The sequence below is a fragment of the Bradyrhizobium sp. BR 10261 genome (assembly GCF_019455395.1).
In the GTDB taxonomy this organism is placed as follows: Bacteria; Pseudomonadota; Alphaproteobacteria; order Rhizobiales; family Xanthobacteraceae; genus Bradyrhizobium; species Bradyrhizobium manausense.
In genome coordinates this window covers 201941-218519 of the sequence record NZ_JACOFQ010000008.1, presented here as the reverse complement: position 1 = coordinate 218519, position 16579 = coordinate 201941, and the positions used below count along the sequence as shown (strand labels likewise).

Here is a 16579-nt window from a genome sequence, read left to right as displayed (position 1 = left end):
ATGACACATTGGTGGATTACGCTTCGCTAATCCACCCTAAGGGTCCCTGCTTGCCTATTTCTGGTGTTCGACAGCTTCTCGCTGGCGGCCTTCAGATCGACGCCGCTCTTCGTCAGCAGGGTCCTGTCGCCGCTGCTGAAGGTGAAGGTGTCGGCGCCCGCGCTGATGCCGTTCCATGCGACGGCCTCGCCGAGGGACAGATACCACAGTCCCTGGAAGCCGGCCGAGTTGTTGAGCTGTCCGGTCCAGACGGTGGTCGACCCGCAGCCGAGGTAATTCACCGAGAAGCTGATCGCGGTGCCCGTATTGCCGTAGGCCAGCCAGCCGGTCACGCCCTGCGGCTTGCCTTCATCGCAACTGCTCGCCGCGTTGTTGGTGTAGGTCCCCGCGATCGCGCCCGTGTTCTGGTTGAAGCTGGTGATGGCCAGGGTCGAGCCATATTGGTTGGTCCAGGTCCAGTTCACCGACTGCGCAGGCGCAGGCAGGGGCCCGATCAGACAGGCAGCCGCAACGATACCGAACAGCATTGAATTGATTGGACGCATGAGCGTTTCCCCTGCCTCTCTGCTTGACGCTATACGACCTTAAATAACGCGATTAAAAACTACAACTATAAAGTGTGTCGTGCGGCGTCACTATTCCGTCATGCCTTCAACCACCCATTCACCATCTGGAAACGACCGCCGCTTAGAGTTGCCGCCACTTGCCTTGGGGGTGAGGAGTTTTTTCCATGCCTACGACTGTCGTCGCGCGCCGTTGCGCGATGTTTTTCTTTGGGCTGTCGGTCTGTGTCGCCGGCGCCCGTCATATAACCGAGGCTCGTGCGGCCGGTGCTCTTGCCGTCGGCAAGTGCGGCGCGTATGGCCAGGCCTATGATTACGGCGCCGAGCACGAGGCACGTGCCGCCGCTCAAAAGCAGTGCAAGGGCGAATGCACGACGGTGACGATGAGGCGGGCCTGTGCGGCCATGTCAGTCGACATGACCAATCCCTGTGGCGCCTATGGCTACGCCGTGAAGCCGAAGATCTCGGCCTCGCTCAATGCCGCGACCCGCGAATGCTACAAATATGGCGGCAAGGAATGCGTGATCCGGGCCTGGGCGTGCGACGCCAAAGGCTAATCAAGGGTTGAGCTGCCATTAGCGCAGCGAGCCCGCGCTGGTTTGCACCAGCTTGATCGGCTGCTCCGCCGCGTCCACTGACCAGGGCACCTTGGCTCCGGCGAATTCCGACCAGGCCTTTAGCAGCCGCGCTTCGACGCCGGCCATCGCATGGGCCTGCCAGCCCGTGATCGCGGCCGCGGCCATGCTGCTGCCGATCGCGCCGGCATTGACGTCGGCGAGCAGCGACGACGTCGTCGCCATGTCGTTGTAGATTCCGAGCTCCTGCTGGAGATCCGCGAGCTTGCGCGAGAAGCGCTTTGCGGATTTGCCGTGCCCGCAGAGCGGCAGCAGGAAGTCGGCGAAGTAGCGCAGCTTCTTCGCGGCGAGGCGGACGCGGTGCCGTTGCTCGGTCGTCAGCGATTTGAATCTGCGGCCGCGCTTCAGCACCTTGGCATGCTGCGCCGACAGGATGTTGCGTGCGAAGTTGATCGCCGGCTCCGCCAGTTGCGCCAGGCCTTCCGGAGCAACGTCGCTGCGCCAGCCGCGCGCTTCGATAAAGGCGCCGAGCCCGATCACGAAATACTGGCAGCGTCGGTCGGCGAGGGCGAGGCGGGCCGCATCGTAACAGGCTGCGCGACGTTCGTCTGCGAGCGCGCCGAGCGTGTCGAAGCCGGTGACTGACGGACAGCCGTCCGCGACGGTTCGCAACGTGTCCTGCCGGAACACGTCCCAGTCACGCGCGCTGGCGAGACGTCCCGCAAGCCATTTTGCTTCAGCGCGCATCAGCTCGAGCTTGGCAAGCGATACCACCGACCGCATCAGGTCGAGCGCGGAGCGCAGGCGGCGCAGCGCGACGCGAAGCTGGTGCATCCCCTCGGGGTCGCGACCGTCCTCGGCAGAGGGCAACGACTGGAGCAAATGCAACAGACAGGATCGCAGGATCTCGGAGAAGGCTTCGTCGAGCGAGATCGATGCATCGAGACGAAGCTTCGGCGGCTTCGGCGTCCGCGGCGGCGCATCGGCCGCGAGGTCAAATCCGCGCGCCGATTTTGTCCGGATCGACGGTTTCACGGAACCATGCTCGGCGAGCCGCAGTGCGAGCTCCCAGATCGCGGACGGGCTGCCGCTCCTGAGCTCCAGCTCGATCTCGCTGACCGGCAATGAGCGATCGCCTGCGGTCAGATGGCCATGATCAAAGGCGAGTTCGACCGTGCCCGACGGCAAGTCGACGAGGCGCTGATGCCGGTGGATGTCGCTGCTGAAGACGGCTTCGACCGGGTGACGCTCCAGCTCAGTGCGCAGCTTGTCCGACACCAGCGGCATGGCCAGCGCGATGTCAGGCGCCATCGACGGCACGGCTGCCTCCCACTCGCCACGTCGCAGCGGATCGTTGCTGGATTCCGTTTTCACGGTCTGCGTGAATCGCGTGCCGCTTTGGCGCACCCTTAAGCTGAATCCGTCACGCCGAAGCGCGCGCTTGGGCGTATCGTAGTAGACAGCCTTGAGATGCTTGCGCGTCCCCTTGTTGCGCGCATTCGCCGCGATGATCGGCGCATTGTTGAAATCCGCCAGACGATCGGAAGCCACGAGCAGCTTGAGTTCGATTTCGCTCGCGTGAGGCGCAACATCGCGGGGCGAAGAGACGTCCGGCGTCGTCGCTTCGGCGCCGATATCATCGGCGGGCAGGCCGGCGCGACGTGGTCCACTGCGCGGGGGCTCGATGTCGGAGATCTTGGAACCAGGTTTTTGTTCCGCAGCGGAAGCCGCGGCGTTCTTGATTGCAACGTGCTGATCGTTTGACCCGGCGAGACGCCGCACCGGTTCGAGTGCTCGCTTGATGGCGCCGGTTTCGGACATTGGTAGCTTTATGTCAGTTCAGTGACAGGGCATCGACGTATATCCGACTTAACCGGCGGAGAGAAGCACAGCCGATCGCATCCCGCATTGAAATTTCTGCGCTGTGATCGCTCGGAGAATTCGCGTTACATTTCATCACCAGTCGCAGCGCTCGGGATTTTCTTTTCTTTCCAGACGCTTGCCAGATGCTTGGATGTGCGTGGGAGAATTCATGCAGTTCGATACCAAGATTGCCGTTGTCATTCGCAACGACCTCCAGGCCTGGCAGAAGCTCAATGTTGCGTCATTCCTGACGAGCGGCGTCGCGGCTGCCTTTCCGGAGTGCATCGGCGAGGCCTATGAGGACGCTTCAAGCACGAAGTATCTTGCGCTGATCGGCCAGCCGATCCTGATCTATGGTGCGGAGGGTCCGGCGTTGTCGCGCGCACTCGATCGTGCCCTCGCGCGCAACGTCACGCCGGCGGTCTATACCGAGGACATGTTCAAGACCACGCATGATGCCGCCAATCGCGAAGTCGTGAGGGCGGTCGCGCGCGGCGATCTCAATCTCGTCGGCATCGCAATGCGCGCCGAGCGGAAGCTGATCGATAAGATCGTCGACGGATTGAAGTTCCATAGCTGACGCCAGGCGCGCTCTGCGTGCCAGGCGCGCTCTGCGCTGCCAGGCGCGCTCTGCGCTGCCGGACGTGCCCTGCGCTGCCGCGCGCGCTCTGCGCTCCGCCACGCGACCAATAAACCTGCGTTGTTTGACTCCAATCAAGTGAGAGCTGTGCGGCATTGCTAGTCTGCTTGCGTCATGCAATGGAGCAGAGCAATGCCGACCATGAAAGCCGCTGTTGTCAAACAATTCGGCAAGCCGCTGGTGATTGAGGATGTGCCGGTACCGCAGCCCGGTCCCGGTGAAGTCCTGGTCAGGGTAAAGGCCTGCGGCGTTTGCCACACCGACCTGCACGCCGCTTCCGGCGACTGGCCGGTCAAGCCTGTGCCGCCGTTCATTCCCGGCCATGAAGCCGCCGGCATCATCGCGGCGCTCGGGCCCGGCGTCAAAAATCTGAAGGTCGGCGATGCCGTCGGCGTCGCCTGGCTGCACGACGCCTGCATGAGTTGCGAATATTGCGAGACCGGCTGGGAGACGCTGTGCGAGCATCAGCACAACACCGGCTACAGCGTGAATGGCGGCTTTGCCGAATATGTCGTCGCCTCGGCGGCCTTCGCGGCAAGGCTGCCGGCAACCATCGACTTCGCGGCGGTGGCGCCGATCCTCTGCGCCGGCGTCACCACCTACAAGGGATTGAAGGAGACCGACACGCGACCCGGGGAGTGGGTTGCGATCTCGGGCGTCGGTGGGCTCGGCCATGTCGCGATCCAGTACGCCAAGGCGATGGGGCTCAAGGTCGCGGCTGTCGATATTGCCGAGGACAAGCTGAAGCTCGCGCGCGAGACGGGCGCCGATCTTGCGGTCAACGCGCTCGCAAAAGACGCCGTGGACAAGGTGCTGACGGCGACCGGAGGAGGAGCTCACGGCGTGCTGGTCACGGCGGTGTCGACTGCCGCGTTCGCGCAGGCGTTGAAGCTGGTGCGCCGCAAGGGCACGGTCAGCCTCGTCGGCTTGCCGCCGGGCGAATTCCCGACGCCGATCTTCGATGTCGTGCTCAAGCGTATCACCGTGCGCGGCTCCATCGTCGGGACCCGCAGGGATCTCGACGAGGCCATTGCGTTCGCTGCCGACGGCAAGGTGAAAGCCGAGGTGACGAAAGTGCCGCTCGCGCAGATCAACGACGTGTTCGAGCGGATGAAGGCCGGCAAGATCGACGGCCGCATGGTGCTCGACTTTGGCTAAAGCGTGTTCGAGCGCCTCAGCCGGGCGGCATCCTCTCGAATTGCGTCAGGCCGGAATCGAGAGGATCCCAGTCATACGCACGCACCGCGTAGGTGACCGCTTGCGGCTTGTAGCGGGCGGGCTCGTCGAGGCTGGCGGCGCGGATGGTGAAGATGTCGGGCATGGCCTTGAAGGTCATGTAAACAGCGACGCCACATTCGGGGCAGAAGGCGCGCGTCTTCACGTTGCCGCTGTCGCCGGTCATGTCCCATGTCTTGGCCTTGCCCGTCACCGTGACGCCGGCGCGGGGGAAGGTGGCGTAGGAGCCGTGGCCGGTGCCGCTTTCGCGCTGGCAGTCCCGGCATTGGCAATGATTAGAGAACATGGGCTCGCCGACGACAGAATAGCGGATCGCGCCGCAGGCGCAGCCGCCGGTATAGGGCTTGGTCATCGCAATAACTCCTCAACTGTCTTCGCCGCTGATTTCGTCGAGCTGCCGAATGACCTTCTTCCAGCCGCCGCTCATGCCGGTGTAAGCGGTCTCGTTCCTCGGCAGCACGAAGCCGGCATGAACCAGCTGAATGCGCGTGCCGGCTTCGACAGGGGTGAGGGACCAGGTCACGACAGTGTCGAGCGGCGCGCCGTAGCCAACGTTACGCTCATCGCCGCCCTTCCAGGCGTAGACGAGCCGCCTGTTCGGGACGACTTCCAGGACGCGGCAATGGATGACGCCGTCCCAGTGGCCGCCCGGCTTGGTCTGGTAGGTGAAGACATTGCCTTCGACAGCCTCGAAGCCGGTCGGCGGCATCAGCCAGCGCGCGATCAGCTGGGCAGATGTCAGCACCTTCCAGACCGTCTCCGGCGCGTGAGGGAGCACCTCGTCCATGACGATATCTTTGGTTTCGGCTTTAAACGCGGCTGCACTCACGGGTCGATCTCCTTCAACAGGTCACGCAGGTTCTGGAAGCGCTCGCGCCAGAAGACACCGTAATGATCGATCCAGGTGACCAGCGGTTCGAGTCCTTGCGGCGCAGCGCGGTAATAGACGTTGCGGCCTTCGGCGCGTTCGGCGACGAGGCCCGCCTGCTTCAGCGATTTCAGATGTTGCGAGATCGCGCCCTGCGTCACCCCGCTGCCGCGCGTCAGCTCGGCGACGCTGATCTCCTTGCTGTCGAACACGCGCTCGAACACCGCGCGTCGGGTCGGATCGGCGAGGGCGCGCATCACGGCGGTGACGGGATTGGGGGCGGCTTCGATCACGTCAATCAATTAGCTGTCGCTAATGCATTAGTCAATACTAATTCGTTGTGTCACGCACGGAATGGGGCTGGCTCAAGCCTCATTGACAATGACTGACTAGTCAGTCATAAATTCAGCATGACAAAGAAGTTCACCACAGCGGCTACGGCCAAGGCAGAGACGCGCAATCCGGAAACCGGCGACGAAGCCGCGCCGGTGTCGAGCCGGGCCACGCGCGCGGCGGAGCGGCGCGATGCGATCGTCGCGGCGGCGATGGAGGAGTTCATCACGCGCGGCTTTGCCGCGACGCGGCTCGACGACATCGCCAAGCGCGCCGGCGTCGCGAAGGGCACGATCTACCTGCACTTCAAGGACAAGGAATCGATGTTCGAGGAGCTGGTGCGCACCGTGATCGTGCCGGTGGTGGCGAAGCTGAACGCGCTGCCGCCGCCGACCGGCTCGGTGCGCGATCTCATCGAAGCCTTTGCCGGCAATTTTCTCAAAGAGGTGATCGGCACAAGGCGCGGCGATCTCGTCCGCCTGATCGTGGCGGAGGGGCCGCGCTTTCCGGCCGTGGCGGACTTCTACTACCGCGAGGTGGTCTCGCGGGGAATGGCCGGCATGCGCGCGCTGATCGAGCTCGGCATTGCCCGTGGCGAGATCCACCAGGCAAATCTCGCGCGCTATCCGCAGATCCTGATCGCGCCGGCGATGATCGCGGTGATCTGGCAGAGCCTGTTTGCGCGGCACGCGCCGCTCGACGCGCAAGAGATGCTGCGTGTCCATCTCGATTTGATTTTTGGCGAACGGAGGACGACATGACGTCGTCGCAAAGGATTTTTGCAGCCGCATTGGCCGCCGTGCTCGCAACCGGACTTGCCGGCTGCAAGGAGAAGCGCGATCCCGGTTTCCAGGGCTGGGTCGAGGCCGACATGATCTATGTCAGCCCGGACGAAGCCGGGCGGGTAACGAAGCTGAATGTTCGAGAGGGTGACGAGGTCAAGGTCGGCGAGCAGCTCTATTCCGTCGATGATGATCTCCAGCTCGCTGATCTCAACCAGAACAAGGCGACACTGGCCAATGCGCAGCAGACCTATGATCGCGCAGCCTCGCTGAGCAAGACCGGCTCGGGCACGCAAGCCAATCTCGATTCCGCCGTATCGTCGCTACGTGTTGCGGAAGCGCGGGTGGCAACCTCGGAGACGCGCCTGGCGCGCCGCAAGGGCTTTGCGCCGGTTGCCGGCACCATCCAGCAGATCTATTTCCGCGAGGGCGAGATGGTGGCGGCGCAGCGGCCGGTGCTCTCGATCATGCCGCCCGGCAACATGAAGCTGCGCTTCTTCGTGCCGGAAACGGAGCTGCCGAAGCTGTCGATCGGCGACACGGTGCGCATCGCCTGCGACAATTGCGCGGCCGATCTCACCGCCAAGATCTACTTCATCGCGACCACGGCCGAGTACACACCGCCTGTGATCTACAGCCTCGAAGAGCGCAACAAGCTCGTCTATTTGATCCAGGCGCGGCCGTCGCGACCCGATGCCTTGCGGGTGGGGCAGCCGATCGACGTCTATCTCAACCCGAAAACTCCGGTGGCGGACAAGCGATGAACGGTGCGAGCGACATCGCGATCGACGTCAAGGGCCTGACCAAGTCGTTTGGCGGCCGCGAGGTCGTGCACGACCTGTCGATGCAGGTGAAGCGCGGCTCGATCTACGGCTTCCTCGGGCCGAACGGCTCGGGCAAGACCACGACCATCCGCATCCTCTGCGGCCTGCTGACGCCCGATAGCGGCGAGGGCACCTGTCTCGGCTACGACATCCTGCGCGATGCCGAAAAGATCAAGCGCAAGGTCGGCTACATGACGCAGCGCTTCAGCCTCTACCAGGATCTCTCCGTGCGCGAGAACCTCGAATTCGTTGCGCGGCTTTATGGCCTTGACGACGCGCGCGGGGCTGCGCGCGACATGATCAAGCGGCTCGGCCTCTCGGGCCGCGAGGAGCAGCTCGCGGGCGAGCTCTCCGGCGGCTGGAAACAGCGCCTTGCATTGGGAGCCTGCACGCTGCCCAATCCGGAATTGCTGCTGCTCGATGAGCCGACCGCCGGCGTCGATCCCAAGGCGCGGCGCGATTTCTGGAATGAGATCCATGCGCTCGCCGCCGGTGGCCTCACCGTGCTGGTCTCGACCCATTACATGGACGAGGCCGAGCGCTGTCACGAGATCGCCTATATCGCCTACGGCCACCTGCTGACGCACGGCACGGTCGACGAGGTGATCGCGAAGTCCGCGCTAGTGACCTACACTGTCAGCGGCGAGTTGAACGGCCTCGCGGCCCAGCTCGCCGGCAAGCCCGGGATCGACATGGTGGCGCCGTTCGGCACCTCGCTGCACGTCTCGGGCCGCGACGTCGCCGCCCTCGAAGCCAGCATCGCGCCGTGGCGCGAGAAGGGTGACCTGCACTGGCAGAAATCGGCGCCGTCGCTGGAGGACGTCTTCATCGAGTTGATGGGCCGCTCCAAGGACAATTTCCAATGAGCACTGTCCAGACAACCGGCCCCGCACGGGAGATCCGCGACCGCTTCGGCTTCTGGCGCCGCTCCTATGCCATGATGGCCAAGGAGTTCATTCAGCTTCGGCGGGACCGCGTCTCGTTCGCGATGATCATAGCCATCCCGGTGATGCAGCTTCTCCTGTTCGGCTATGCCATCAACACCACGCCGCACCATCTGCCGAGCGCGGTGCTGCTGCAGGAGGACTCGGACCTTGCCCGCTCGGTCCTGAAGGCGCTGGAGAATACCGCCTATTTCCGCTTCGTCTACGAAGTGCACGACGTCGACGAGTTCGACAATCTGCTGAAGTCCGGCAAGGTGCTGTTTGGCGTCGAGATCCCGCGCGGCTTCGAGCGCGCGGTGCGGCGCGGCGACAAGCCGGCGCTGCTGGTTGCAGTCGACGCGACCGATCCGGTCGCCGCAAGCTCCGCACTCGGCTCGCTCGGCATGATCGTGCAGACCGCACTCGCGCACGACCTCTATATCGGCGAACCCCCGGCAATGCCGTTCGAGATCCGCGCCCATGCGCGCTACAATCCGGCGGCGGAATCACGGCTCAACATCGTGCCGGGACTTGTCGGCACCATTCTCACCATGACGATGCTGATCTTCACGGCGCTGTCCGTGACGCGCGAGATTGAGCGCGGCACCATGGAGAGCCTCCTGTCGATGCCGATCAAGCCGGTCGAGGTGATGATCGGCAAGATCGTTCCCTATATCCTGGTCGGCTTCGTCCAGGCCTTCCTGATCGTCAATATCGGAGTGTTCCTGTTCGGCGTGCCGGTGCTCGGCAATCTGTTCCTTCTGGCGGGACTTTCGACCCTTTTCATCGCTGCAAATCTCGCGATCGGCTACACGTTCTCCACCATCGCGCAGAATCAACTGCAGGCAATCCAGATGTCATTCATGTTTTTCCTGCCGAGCATTCTCTTGTCCGGCTTCATGTTCCCGTTCGCGGGGATGCCGGCCTGGGCGCAATATATCGGCGAATGCCTGCCGCTGACGCACTACATTCGCATCGTCCGTGCCATCATGCTGAAGGGCGCCACCATGCCGAACCTCCGGTTCGATACGTTGGCGCTGGCCATCTTGATGCTGGTCGCCATGACCATCGCCGTGACGCGCTTCCGCCGAACGCTGGATTGAGGCACACTGCCCCGGAATCGGGGGATGGAATGGTCAGCTTCTTGAAAGTCCGGCGGAAAGCCGTCTTGTCGGAGGAGTTCGAGCGCGAGCTGACGCGCGAGGTGTTGCGCACCGAATTGCTGCGGGTGCAGGCGCTGATCGCCACGGGCCTCGTCATGCTGGTGTTGCTCACGGTGACATTCCTGATCGACCCTGCCATCGCGAACCGGATCTGGCGCGGGACCCAGGGGATGGTCCGCGAATACTCCCTGGTGACGGGCTTCCTGCTGTTCGAGGTCTGGGTGCACAGCCAGATCAGCCGAAACCTCAAGCTCGATCGCGACCTGCCGGTGGTCAGACGCTATATCGGTGCCTTTATCGAAACCTCGTCGCCGACGCTGATCCTGATCCTGCAAATCCACAGCATGGGCGCCAGCCAGGCGCTCGGTTTCGTGTTGCCGATGGTCTATTTCATCTTCGTCATTCTTTCGACGCTGCGGCTCGATTTCTGGCTGTCCACCTTTACCGGCTTCGTTGCAGCAAGCGAGCTCCTGGCTGTCGCGCTGTACTACAATCCAGCCAACGATACGGGCGAACCCCTGATCTATTTCCACACCGTGCGCAGCATGGTGATCCTGGTCTGCGGCGTGCTTGCGGGCTCGGTCGGCGCGCAGCTGCGGCGGCAATTTGGCGCAAGCATCGCGGCGGCGACCGCGCGCGACAGGGTGACCAATCTGTTCGGCCAGCACGTCTCGCCGCAGGTGGTCGAGCGCCTGATGGCGGAGGGCACCAGTGCTGCCGGCGACATCCGCCGCGTCGCCGTGATGTTCGTCGATTTCCGCGGCTTCACCGCCGGCGCGCAAGCGCGCGCCCCGCAGGAGGTCGTCGACCGGCTCGACGGCGCCTTCGCCGTGCTGGTCGATATTCTCGACCGCCATGGCGGCATCGTGAACAAGTTTCTCGGCGACGGATTTCTCGCGCTGTTCGGCGCACCGCTGGAGGCCTCCGATGCCGCGCATCGGGCGGTCGCCGCAGGCCGCGACATGCTGACCGCGATGGATCACATCAACGCGCAGACCAGCTGGCCGCTGCGCATCGGCATCGGCATCCATTTCGGCGAGGTCGTCGCGGGCAATATCGGATCGCCCAGGCGCAAGGAATATACCGTGATCGGCGACACCGTGAACTTCGCATCGCGGCTCGAGGCGCTCAATAAGGAGTTTGGTTCGCAGCTCCTGATCTCAGCGTCCGTGCGCGAGGCGCTGGGCGAAGACGGCAAGGATGCGGTCGCGCTCGGCGAAGTCACGGTGCGCGGCTATGAGCAGCCGGTCGCGGTGTTTCAATTGGGGTGAGGGGATCGCTCGCTTTTGGTTGAAGGCGCGTGCTGAAATATCCAACCCGGCTTCGTATCCGCCGCATGCGGTATTTTAGTAGTGCTTGACACCCATCTCATCTAGTCATCTATATGACTATATGAATTCAGATCCGCGCGACGACCGCTTGCCACGCTACCAGCGCCTGCGCGACGACCTCGCCGCGCGGATCAACCGCAATGAATGGCGGCCGGGCGAGCCCATCCCATCGGAGGCCGAGTTGGCTGCGCATTACGGCGTCGCCATCGGCACGGTGCGCAAGGCGATCGACCAGCTCGTCGCGGATGCCGTGCTGGAGCGGCAGCAGGGCCGCGGCACTTTCGTGCGCCGCGCCCGCTTCAACTCCTCGCTGTTCCGCTTCTTCCGTTTCCAGTCCCGAAGCGGCGAGCGGCGCGTGCCGAAAAGCCGCATCCTCAGGCGCAAGAGCGTGCCAGCGACGACGGCGGTCGCCTCTGCGCTGCGCATTCCCGTCGGCGAACCCGTGATCAGCCTGTCGCGCCTGCGGCTGCTCGATGATGTGCCGCTCCTCGCCGAGGAAATCTGGCTGCAGCAATCTCGCTTTGCGCCAATTCTCGACATCGACACCGCCGAGTTCGGCGACTTGCTGTATCCGCTCTACGAAGAGCGCTGCGGCGAGGTCGTGGTTTCCGCCGAAGAAGTTTTGACGGTCGAAACCGCCAACGAAATGCAGGCCCGGCTGTTGCGTCTCGAGGCGCACGCACCGCTGATCGTGATCGAGCGCCTCGCGCTCGACCTGGAACGGCGGCCGATCGAATGGCGCCGCTCGCGCGGGCCGGCGGATCGCTTCCGCTACCACGCCGAGATCCGGTGACAGCGGCGTTCAACGACAGCAAGCAACAAACGCGTACAGGGGTAGGAAACATGTCGAACTGGTACAGTGAAAGCTCGCCGCTGGAGCGGCGCACCTTCTGGGCAAGCTTTGGCGGCTGGGCGCTGGATGCACTCGACGTCCAGATGTTTGGTCTTGCCATTCCCGCACTGATCGCCGCCTTCGGCATCAGCAAGGCCGATGCGGGCCTGCTCGGCTCGGTCACCCTGTTCTTCGGCGCGTTCGGCGGCTGGCTCGGCGGCGCGCTCGGCGACCGCTTCGGTCGCGTCAAGGCGCTCCAGATCACGGTCGCGACCTTCGCGCTTGCGACCTTCGCATCAGCATTCGCGATGAGCTTCACCCAGCTCCTGGTGCTCAAGGCGATCCAGGGCCTCGGCTTCGGTGCTGAATGGGCCTGCGGCGCGGTGCTGATGGCCGAGATCATCCGCCCCGAACATCGCGGCAAGGCGCTAGGCACCGTGCAGAGCGCCTGGGCCGTGGGCTGGGGCGCGGCCGTGCTGCTGTCCGCGCTGGTGTTCACCTACGCGCCGGCCGATATCGCCTGGCGGATCCTGTTCGCGATCGGATTGTTGCCGGCGCTGCTCATCATCTTCATCCGCCGCGGGCTGAAGGAGCCGCCGCGCACTGTCGCCAAGGACGCAGAGGCACCGTTCTTCGCGACGCTATCAGGCATCTTCCACCGCGACGTGCTGCGTTCGACCCTGGTCGGCGGTCTGTTCGGCATCGGCGCCCATGGCGGTTATGCCGCGCTGACGACGTTCCTGCCGACTTACTTGCGCGAAGTGCGGCACCTCTCGGTGCTCGGGTCCAGCGGATATCTCGCCGTCATCATCATCGCCTTCTTCTGCGGCTGCGTCGCCAGCGGGATCGTCAGCGACCGGATCGGCCGCCGGGCCAACGTCGCGTTCTTCGCCAGCGCCTGCATCGCCACCGTGCTGGTCTATATCTTTGCGCCGCTGAGCAACGGCCAGATGCTGGCGCTCGGCTTTCCGCTCGGCTTCTTCTCGGCCGGCATTCCCGCGAGCATGGCGGCACTGTTCAGCGAACTCTATCCGGCCGGCGTCCGCGGCACCGGTGTCGGCTTCTGCTACAATTTCGGCCGCGTGGTCTCCGCCGCGTTCCCCTTCCTGGTCGGCTTTCTCAGCGATCACATCGGCCTCGGACCCGCGATCGGCATCGACGCCGCGTTCGCTTATTCGCTGGTGCTGATCGCGGTTCTGCTGCTGCCCGAGACCCGCGGCAAGGTGTTCGAGCAGGCTGCGGCCGCGCGCGTTTGACGGGAATGAGGGGTAATCAACATGAAGATAACCGAGAGCGGCATGACGCGCCGCCAATTCAGCGCGGGCGCCGCAGCTCTGGCGGCCATCGCGGCTGCGGGCAAGGCGGCAGGTGAGGCGACCATGCCTGTGATCGACACCCATGCCCACGTTTTCCACCGCGGACTGAAGCTTGCGCCGGGCCGGCGCTATGCGCCCGACTACGACGCGCCGCTGTCGCTGTATCTGGAACAGCTCGACCACAACGGCATGAGCAATGGCGTGCTTGTGCAGCCGAGCTTCCTCGGCACCGACAATTCCTATCTCGTCGATTGCCTCAAGCAGACGGCTGGCCGCCTGCGCGGCATTGCCGTCGTTGATCCTGCCGTGCCCGCCGAGGAGCTGCGTGAACTCGATCGCGTCGGCGTGGTCGGCATCCGCCTCAATCTCGTCGGCCAGTCCTTGCCTGATCTTTCGGCAAGCGAATGGAAGGGACTGCTCGCCAACGTGAAGGCGATGGGCTGGCAGGTCGAGATCCAGCGCAACGCGTCCGATCTCGCCGTGCTCACCCCGATTCTGCTCGATCTCGGCGTCACCGTCGTGCTCGATCATTTTGCGCTGCCGGATCCCAAGCTCGGCGTAGCAGATCCCGGCTTCCAATCCGTGCTGAAGTTAGGGGCGGCGAAGAACGTGTGGGTCAAGATCTCCGCGCCCTATCGCAACGGCGCGGCAGGCGAGAGCTTTGCCGAGGAGGCCTATCCGCTGCTGCGCAATGCCTACGGGCTCGGTCGCCTGCTGTGGGGCAGCGACTGGCCGCACACGCAGTTCGAGGCGACTCAGAGCTACGCCAAGAACCGGCAATTCCTCGACACGCTGATCGTCGACGAGCGCGAACGCGCGCAGGTGCTGGCCTCGCCGCGGCCCCTTTTCCGCTTCTGAGGCGCGAGCGCGATTGCTCCGATTGCTCTCTATTTTGGGGCATGACGGATGATGTCGGCGGCTTGTAGAGTGCTGCGCGAGGCGGCCGAATTGCGGCCGCCATTGCGTGAGGAAGCTCCATGCAACGCCGCTACATCACAGTCGACGTGTTCACCGACCGCGCCTTCGGCGGCAACCAGCTCGCCGTGGTGCTCGATGCTGCCGGGCTCTCGACGCAGCAAATGCAGGCGATCGCGACCGAGTTCAATTATTCCGAGACGACCTTCGTGCTGCCGCCGCGAAACCGGGACAATGACGCCGAGATTCGCATCTTCACGCCGGTGAGGGAGATGCCGTTCGCGGGGCATCCCAATGTCGGCACCTCCTTCGTGCTGGCGAGCCTTGCGAGGGAGCCGAAGTCGCGTTTGCGGTTCGAGGAGAAGGCGGGCCTCGTGCCGATCGACATTTTTCGCGAGCAGGGGCGGGTCATCAGCACCGAGCTGACTGCGCCGCAGCCGCTGTCCCGATGGGCGGAAGTGTCCGCCGCCGATGTTGCGGCCTGCATCTCGTTGGCGGCCGACGACATCAGGACCGAACATCATGCGCCGCAAGTCGTTGGCGTCGGAACGCCGTTTCTGGTGGCCGAGGTGGTGTCGCGTGAGGCGCTGAAGCGGGCAAGGCCCGACGCGGCCGCGTTCGGCAGGATCTTGCCGCGCGACGACGCCCGCTCGGTGTGGTTCTACACGCGCGACGTGTCTGCGGCGGAGGCGCCATGCGAGCGGCAGGCGCGCATGTTCATGCGCGGCGCTGGCGGTTCAGCCGAAGATCCCGCCACCGGCAGCGCAACGGTCGCGGCCGCGGCGCTGTTCGCCGATCTTGATCCTGTCAGGGACGGCGAGTTGAAGCTCACGGTCGGCCAGGGCTTTGACATGGGCCGGCCGAGCATCCTGCAGACGCGCGTCGTCAAGCGCGACGGCAAGATCGTATCGGCACATGTCGGCGGTGCCTGCGTGCAGATGATGGAGGGGACATTCAGGCTGGCGGGGGAGGGGTAGGTCGTCGTTCCGGGGCGCGCGTAGCGCGAACCCGGAATCCATTCATCCACCAACTCTGCGGCTCGATAGATTCCGGGTTCGCGCCAAGAGGCGCGCCCCGGAATGACCACGGAGCTACACCTGCCGCCCCGCCAAATTCTTCACCGCAACCCCGTCGCGTTCCTCGATGATCTCCGCGATCATCTGGCGGTGGCAATGGGTGTGGTCGCGCTCGTAGCACAGCAGGCAGACCGGGCCGGCCTTCTTCACCAGCGCCGAGAGTTCGTCCATCTGCTCTTTCGCCTCCGGCGTCTTCAGGTGCTTCGAGAAGATCTTCTCCAGCACATCGTACTGGCCACTGCGCGCAGCGAGGCGGCCTTCCTTTGGCGTGCCCAATGCGGCAAGATGCACGTAGGCGATGCCGCGCTCATCGAGGCCTGCGGCGAGCTGTTTCTTGGAAAAGCCTGGCCGCCGTGACGACGTCACCGCGCGCACGTCGACCACGAGCTTGACGCCGGCCTGCTCGAGCTCATCCAGCACCGCCTTCGGCGGCGTCTGCTCATAGCCGATGGTGAAGAGCTTCTTCGCCTTGGCCATGGAGCCTCCTCAACTCACCCGTGCGATCAGTTCCATGGCGCCGTGCGGCGCGCGTACCTTGCCCTCGTGGATGACATAGGCGAACACGTCGCGCGGTTCCTTTTTCGGCCTGGTCTTGTCAACTTTCGGCAGGTCGTCGGGTTCACTTCCCTGGGCCCAGGCCTTGAAGCGCGCGGCCCAGGCGTCGAGCTGCTTCGGTGGATAGCAGGTTTTGATCTCGTCATTGCCCTTTTGAAGCCGGGCGTAGACGAAATCGCCGGCGACATCGGCAATCGCGGGGTATTTGCCGTGTTCGGCAAACACGACGGGCGTCTCGAACTCGCGGATCAGGGCGATGAAGTCAGGCGTGCAAAAACTGTCATGGCGCACTTCCACCACGTGGCGCAGCGCGCGGCCATCGAGCTTGCGCGGCAGCAGCTCCAGAAACTTGCCGAAATCGGCGCCGTCGAATTTCTTGGTCGGCGCGAACTGCCACAGTGCCGGGCCGAGATGGTCGCCGAGTTCCAGCACGCCGGAATCATAGAAGCGCTTGATGGAATCGCCGGCCTCGGCCAGCACGCGGCGGTTGGTGGCAAAGCGCGGCCCCTTCACCGAGAATACAAAGCCCTCGGGCACTTCGCTCGCCCATTTGCGAAAGCTCTCCGGCTTCTGCGAGCCGTAATAGGTGCCGTTGATCTCGATCGAGGTCAGCTTCGAGGCGGCGTAGGACAGCTCCTTGGCCTGCGTCAGCTTCTCCGGATAGAACACGCCGCGCCAGGGCTCGAAGGTCCAGCCGCCGATGCCGATGTAGATGTTGCCGGATTTTTTGGTCGCGGTTTTTGCTTTGGCCACGGGAGGATCTCGCATCGACGGGAAGGGGAGA

At 64.2% G+C, this 16579-nt stretch carries 19 protein-coding genes; 12 read left to right on the top strand and 7 right to left on the bottom strand.

Annotated elements, in window-relative coordinates; all coding sequences use genetic code 11:
- Window positions 1-26: 26 nt before the first annotated feature.
- Complete coding sequence (locus HYH07_RS11990) at window positions 27-545, bottom strand: avidin/streptavidin family protein (protein WP_220002684.1); 519 nt, start codon at window positions 543-545, stop codon at window positions 27-29.
- 185 nt (window positions 546-730) lie between these two features.
- On the opposite strand from HYH07_RS11990, the gene HYH07_RS11985 reads away from it, so the two are divergent.
- Window positions 731-1120: a DUF4189 domain-containing protein gene (locus HYH07_RS11985; protein WP_220002683.1), complete on the top strand. Its 390-nt coding sequence runs from the start codon at window positions 731-733 to the stop codon at window positions 1118-1120.
- Between the two features lie 18 nt (window positions 1121-1138).
- Here the strand turns inward: HYH07_RS11985 and HYH07_RS11980 are convergent, their stop codons facing one another.
- Window positions 1139-2959 carry a CYTH and CHAD domain-containing protein gene (locus HYH07_RS11980; RefSeq protein WP_220002682.1) on the bottom strand — a complete coding sequence of 607 codons (1821 nt, stop codon included), beginning with the start codon at window positions 2957-2959 and terminating at the stop codon, window positions 1139-1141.
- A gap of 211 nt (window positions 2960-3170) precedes the next feature.
- On the opposite strand from HYH07_RS11980, the gene HYH07_RS11975 reads away from it, so the two are divergent.
- Window positions 3171-3581: a DUF2000 family protein gene (locus HYH07_RS11975; RefSeq protein WP_220002681.1), complete on the top strand. Its 411-nt coding sequence runs from the start codon at window positions 3171-3173 to the stop codon at window positions 3579-3581.
- Between the two features lie 192 nt (window positions 3582-3773).
- A complete protein-coding gene (gene adhP / locus HYH07_RS11970; protein ID WP_220002680.1) occupies window positions 3774-4799 on the top strand; it encodes an alcohol dehydrogenase AdhP in 1026 nt (341 codons plus the stop codon).
- A gap of 16 nt (window positions 4800-4815) precedes the next feature.
- On the opposite strand, the gene HYH07_RS11965 is transcribed toward adhP, so the two are convergent.
- From HYH07_RS11965 to HYH07_RS11955, 3 genes are read right to left on the bottom strand one after another with little or no spacing between them, the layout of a single operon-like run.
- Window positions 4816-5229, bottom strand: coding sequence for a GFA family protein (locus HYH07_RS11965; protein ID WP_220002679.1), 414 nt, complete (start codon window positions 5227-5229; stop codon window positions 4816-4818).
- Between the two features lie 12 nt (window positions 5230-5241).
- The gene (locus HYH07_RS11960; protein WP_220002678.1) at window positions 5242-5706 is read right to left on the bottom strand and encodes an SRPBCC domain-containing protein; all 465 of its coding nucleotides are present in this window, start codon (window positions 5704-5706) and stop codon (window positions 5242-5244) included.
- Window positions 5703-6038 carry a helix-turn-helix transcriptional regulator gene (locus HYH07_RS11955; protein ID WP_220002723.1) on the bottom strand — a complete coding sequence of 112 codons (336 nt, stop codon included), beginning with the start codon at window positions 6036-6038 and terminating at the stop codon, window positions 5703-5705. The genes HYH07_RS11960 and HYH07_RS11955 overlap by 4 nt, the downstream gene beginning before the upstream one ends.
- 117 nt (window positions 6039-6155) lie before the next feature.
- Here HYH07_RS11955 and HYH07_RS11950 point away from each other — a divergent pair, with 117 nt between their 5' ends.
- The 9 genes from HYH07_RS11950 to HYH07_RS11910 all read left to right on the top strand — a co-directional run bounded on the left by HYH07_RS11950 (window position 6156) and on the right by HYH07_RS11910 (window position 15141).
- Window positions 6156-6839, top strand: a complete 684-nt coding sequence (locus tag HYH07_RS11950) for a TetR/AcrR family transcriptional regulator (protein WP_228749421.1) — start codon at window positions 6156-6158, stop codon at window positions 6837-6839.
- A complete protein-coding gene (locus HYH07_RS11945; RefSeq protein WP_220002677.1) occupies window positions 6836-7624 on the top strand; it encodes an HlyD family secretion protein in 789 nt (262 codons plus the stop codon). The genes HYH07_RS11950 and HYH07_RS11945 overlap by 4 nt, the downstream gene beginning before the upstream one ends.
- Window positions 7621-8550 carry an ABC transporter ATP-binding protein gene (locus HYH07_RS11940; RefSeq protein WP_220002676.1) on the top strand — a complete coding sequence of 310 codons (930 nt, stop codon included), beginning with the start codon at window positions 7621-7623 and terminating at the stop codon, window positions 8548-8550. The genes HYH07_RS11945 and HYH07_RS11940 overlap by 4 nt, the downstream gene beginning before the upstream one ends.
- Window positions 8547-9710 carry an ABC transporter permease gene (locus HYH07_RS11935; protein ID WP_220002675.1) on the top strand — a complete coding sequence of 388 codons (1164 nt, stop codon included), beginning with the start codon at window positions 8547-8549 and terminating at the stop codon, window positions 9708-9710. The genes HYH07_RS11940 and HYH07_RS11935 overlap by 4 nt, the downstream gene beginning before the upstream one ends.
- 29 nt (window positions 9711-9739) lie before the next feature.
- A complete protein-coding gene (locus HYH07_RS11930) occupies window positions 9740-11041 on the top strand; it encodes an adenylate/guanylate cyclase domain-containing protein (protein WP_220002674.1) in 1302 nt (433 codons plus the stop codon).
- A 121-nt stretch (window positions 11042-11162) separates the two neighbouring features.
- Entirely contained in the window at window positions 11163-11894 is a 732-nt protein-coding gene (locus HYH07_RS11925; RefSeq protein WP_220002673.1) for a GntR family transcriptional regulator, read from the top strand.
- A 50-nt stretch (window positions 11895-11944) separates the two neighbouring features.
- Complete coding sequence (locus HYH07_RS11920; protein ID WP_220002672.1) at window positions 11945-13189, top strand: MFS transporter; 1245 nt, start codon at window positions 11945-11947, stop codon at window positions 13187-13189.
- Window positions 13190-13210: 21 nt separating this feature from the next.
- Window positions 13211-14107, top strand: a complete 897-nt coding sequence (locus HYH07_RS11915) for an amidohydrolase (RefSeq protein WP_220002671.1) — start codon at window positions 13211-13213, stop codon at window positions 14105-14107.
- Window positions 14108-14226: 119 nt separating this feature from the next.
- Complete coding sequence (locus HYH07_RS11910; protein ID WP_220002670.1) at window positions 14227-15141, top strand: PhzF family phenazine biosynthesis protein; 915 nt, start codon at window positions 14227-14229, stop codon at window positions 15139-15141.
- A gap of 114 nt (window positions 15142-15255) precedes the next feature.
- Here HYH07_RS11910 and HYH07_RS11905 read toward each other — a convergent pair whose 3' ends face one another.
- Both HYH07_RS11905 and HYH07_RS11900 read right to left on the bottom strand, forming a co-directional pair.
- The gene (locus HYH07_RS11905) at window positions 15256-15717 is read right to left on the bottom strand and encodes a DUF488 family protein (RefSeq protein WP_220002669.1); all 462 of its coding nucleotides are present in this window, start codon (window positions 15715-15717) and stop codon (window positions 15256-15258) included.
- Between the two features lie 9 nt (window positions 15718-15726).
- Entirely contained in the window at window positions 15727-16563 is an 837-nt protein-coding gene (locus tag HYH07_RS11900) for a DUF72 domain-containing protein (RefSeq protein ID WP_220002668.1), read from the bottom strand.
- Between the last annotated feature and the right edge of the window lie 16 nt (window positions 16564-16579).

Excerpts from the sequence above, each read along its gene's own strand:
- HYH07_RS11940 (WP_220002676.1), top strand. The coding sequence starts at position 7,621 with ATGAACGGTGCGAGCGACATCGCGATCGACGTCAAGGGCCTGACCAAG.
- HYH07_RS11990 (WP_220002684.1), bottom strand. The coding sequence starts at position 545 with ATGCGTCCAATCAATTCAATGCTGTTCGGTATCGTTGCGGCTGCCTGT.
- HYH07_RS11930 (WP_220002674.1), top strand. The coding sequence starts at position 9,740 with ATGGTCAGCTTCTTGAAAGTCCGGCGGAAAGCCGTCTTGTCGGAGGAG.
- HYH07_RS11980 (WP_220002682.1), bottom strand. The coding sequence starts at position 2,959 with ATGTCCGAAACCGGCGCCATCAAGCGAGCACTCGAACCGGTGCGGCGT.
- HYH07_RS11900 (WP_220002668.1), bottom strand. The coding sequence starts at position 16,563 with ATGCGAGATCCTCCCGTGGCCAAAGCAAAAACCGCGACCAAAAAATCC.
- HYH07_RS11945 (WP_220002677.1), top strand. The coding sequence starts at position 6,836 with ATGACGTCGTCGCAAAGGATTTTTGCAGCCGCATTGGCCGCCGTGCTC.
- HYH07_RS11950 (WP_228749421.1), top strand. The coding sequence starts at position 6,156 with ATGACAAAGAAGTTCACCACAGCGGCTACGGCCAAGGCAGAGACGCGC.
- HYH07_RS11920 (WP_220002672.1), top strand. The coding sequence starts at position 11,945 with ATGTCGAACTGGTACAGTGAAAGCTCGCCGCTGGAGCGGCGCACCTTC.
- HYH07_RS11975 (WP_220002681.1), top strand. The coding sequence starts at position 3,171 with ATGCAGTTCGATACCAAGATTGCCGTTGTCATTCGCAACGACCTCCAG.
- HYH07_RS11935 (WP_220002675.1), top strand. The coding sequence starts at position 8,547 with ATGAGCACTGTCCAGACAACCGGCCCCGCACGGGAGATCCGCGACCGC.
- HYH07_RS11915 (WP_220002671.1), top strand. The coding sequence starts at position 13,211 with ATGAAGATAACCGAGAGCGGCATGACGCGCCGCCAATTCAGCGCGGGC.
- HYH07_RS11910 (WP_220002670.1), top strand. The coding sequence starts at position 14,227 with ATGCAACGCCGCTACATCACAGTCGACGTGTTCACCGACCGCGCCTTC.
- HYH07_RS11905 (WP_220002669.1), bottom strand. The coding sequence starts at position 15,717 with ATGGCCAAGGCGAAGAAGCTCTTCACCATCGGCTATGAGCAGACGCCG.
- HYH07_RS11925 (WP_220002673.1), top strand. The coding sequence starts at position 11,163 with ATGAATTCAGATCCGCGCGACGACCGCTTGCCACGCTACCAGCGCCTG.
- adhP (WP_220002680.1), top strand. The coding sequence starts at position 3,774 with ATGCCGACCATGAAAGCCGCTGTTGTCAAACAATTCGGCAAGCCGCTG.
- HYH07_RS11985 (WP_220002683.1), top strand. The coding sequence starts at position 731 with ATGCCTACGACTGTCGTCGCGCGCCGTTGCGCGATGTTTTTCTTTGGG.
- HYH07_RS11965 (WP_220002679.1), bottom strand. The coding sequence starts at position 5,229 with ATGACCAAGCCCTATACCGGCGGCTGCGCCTGCGGCGCGATCCGCTAT.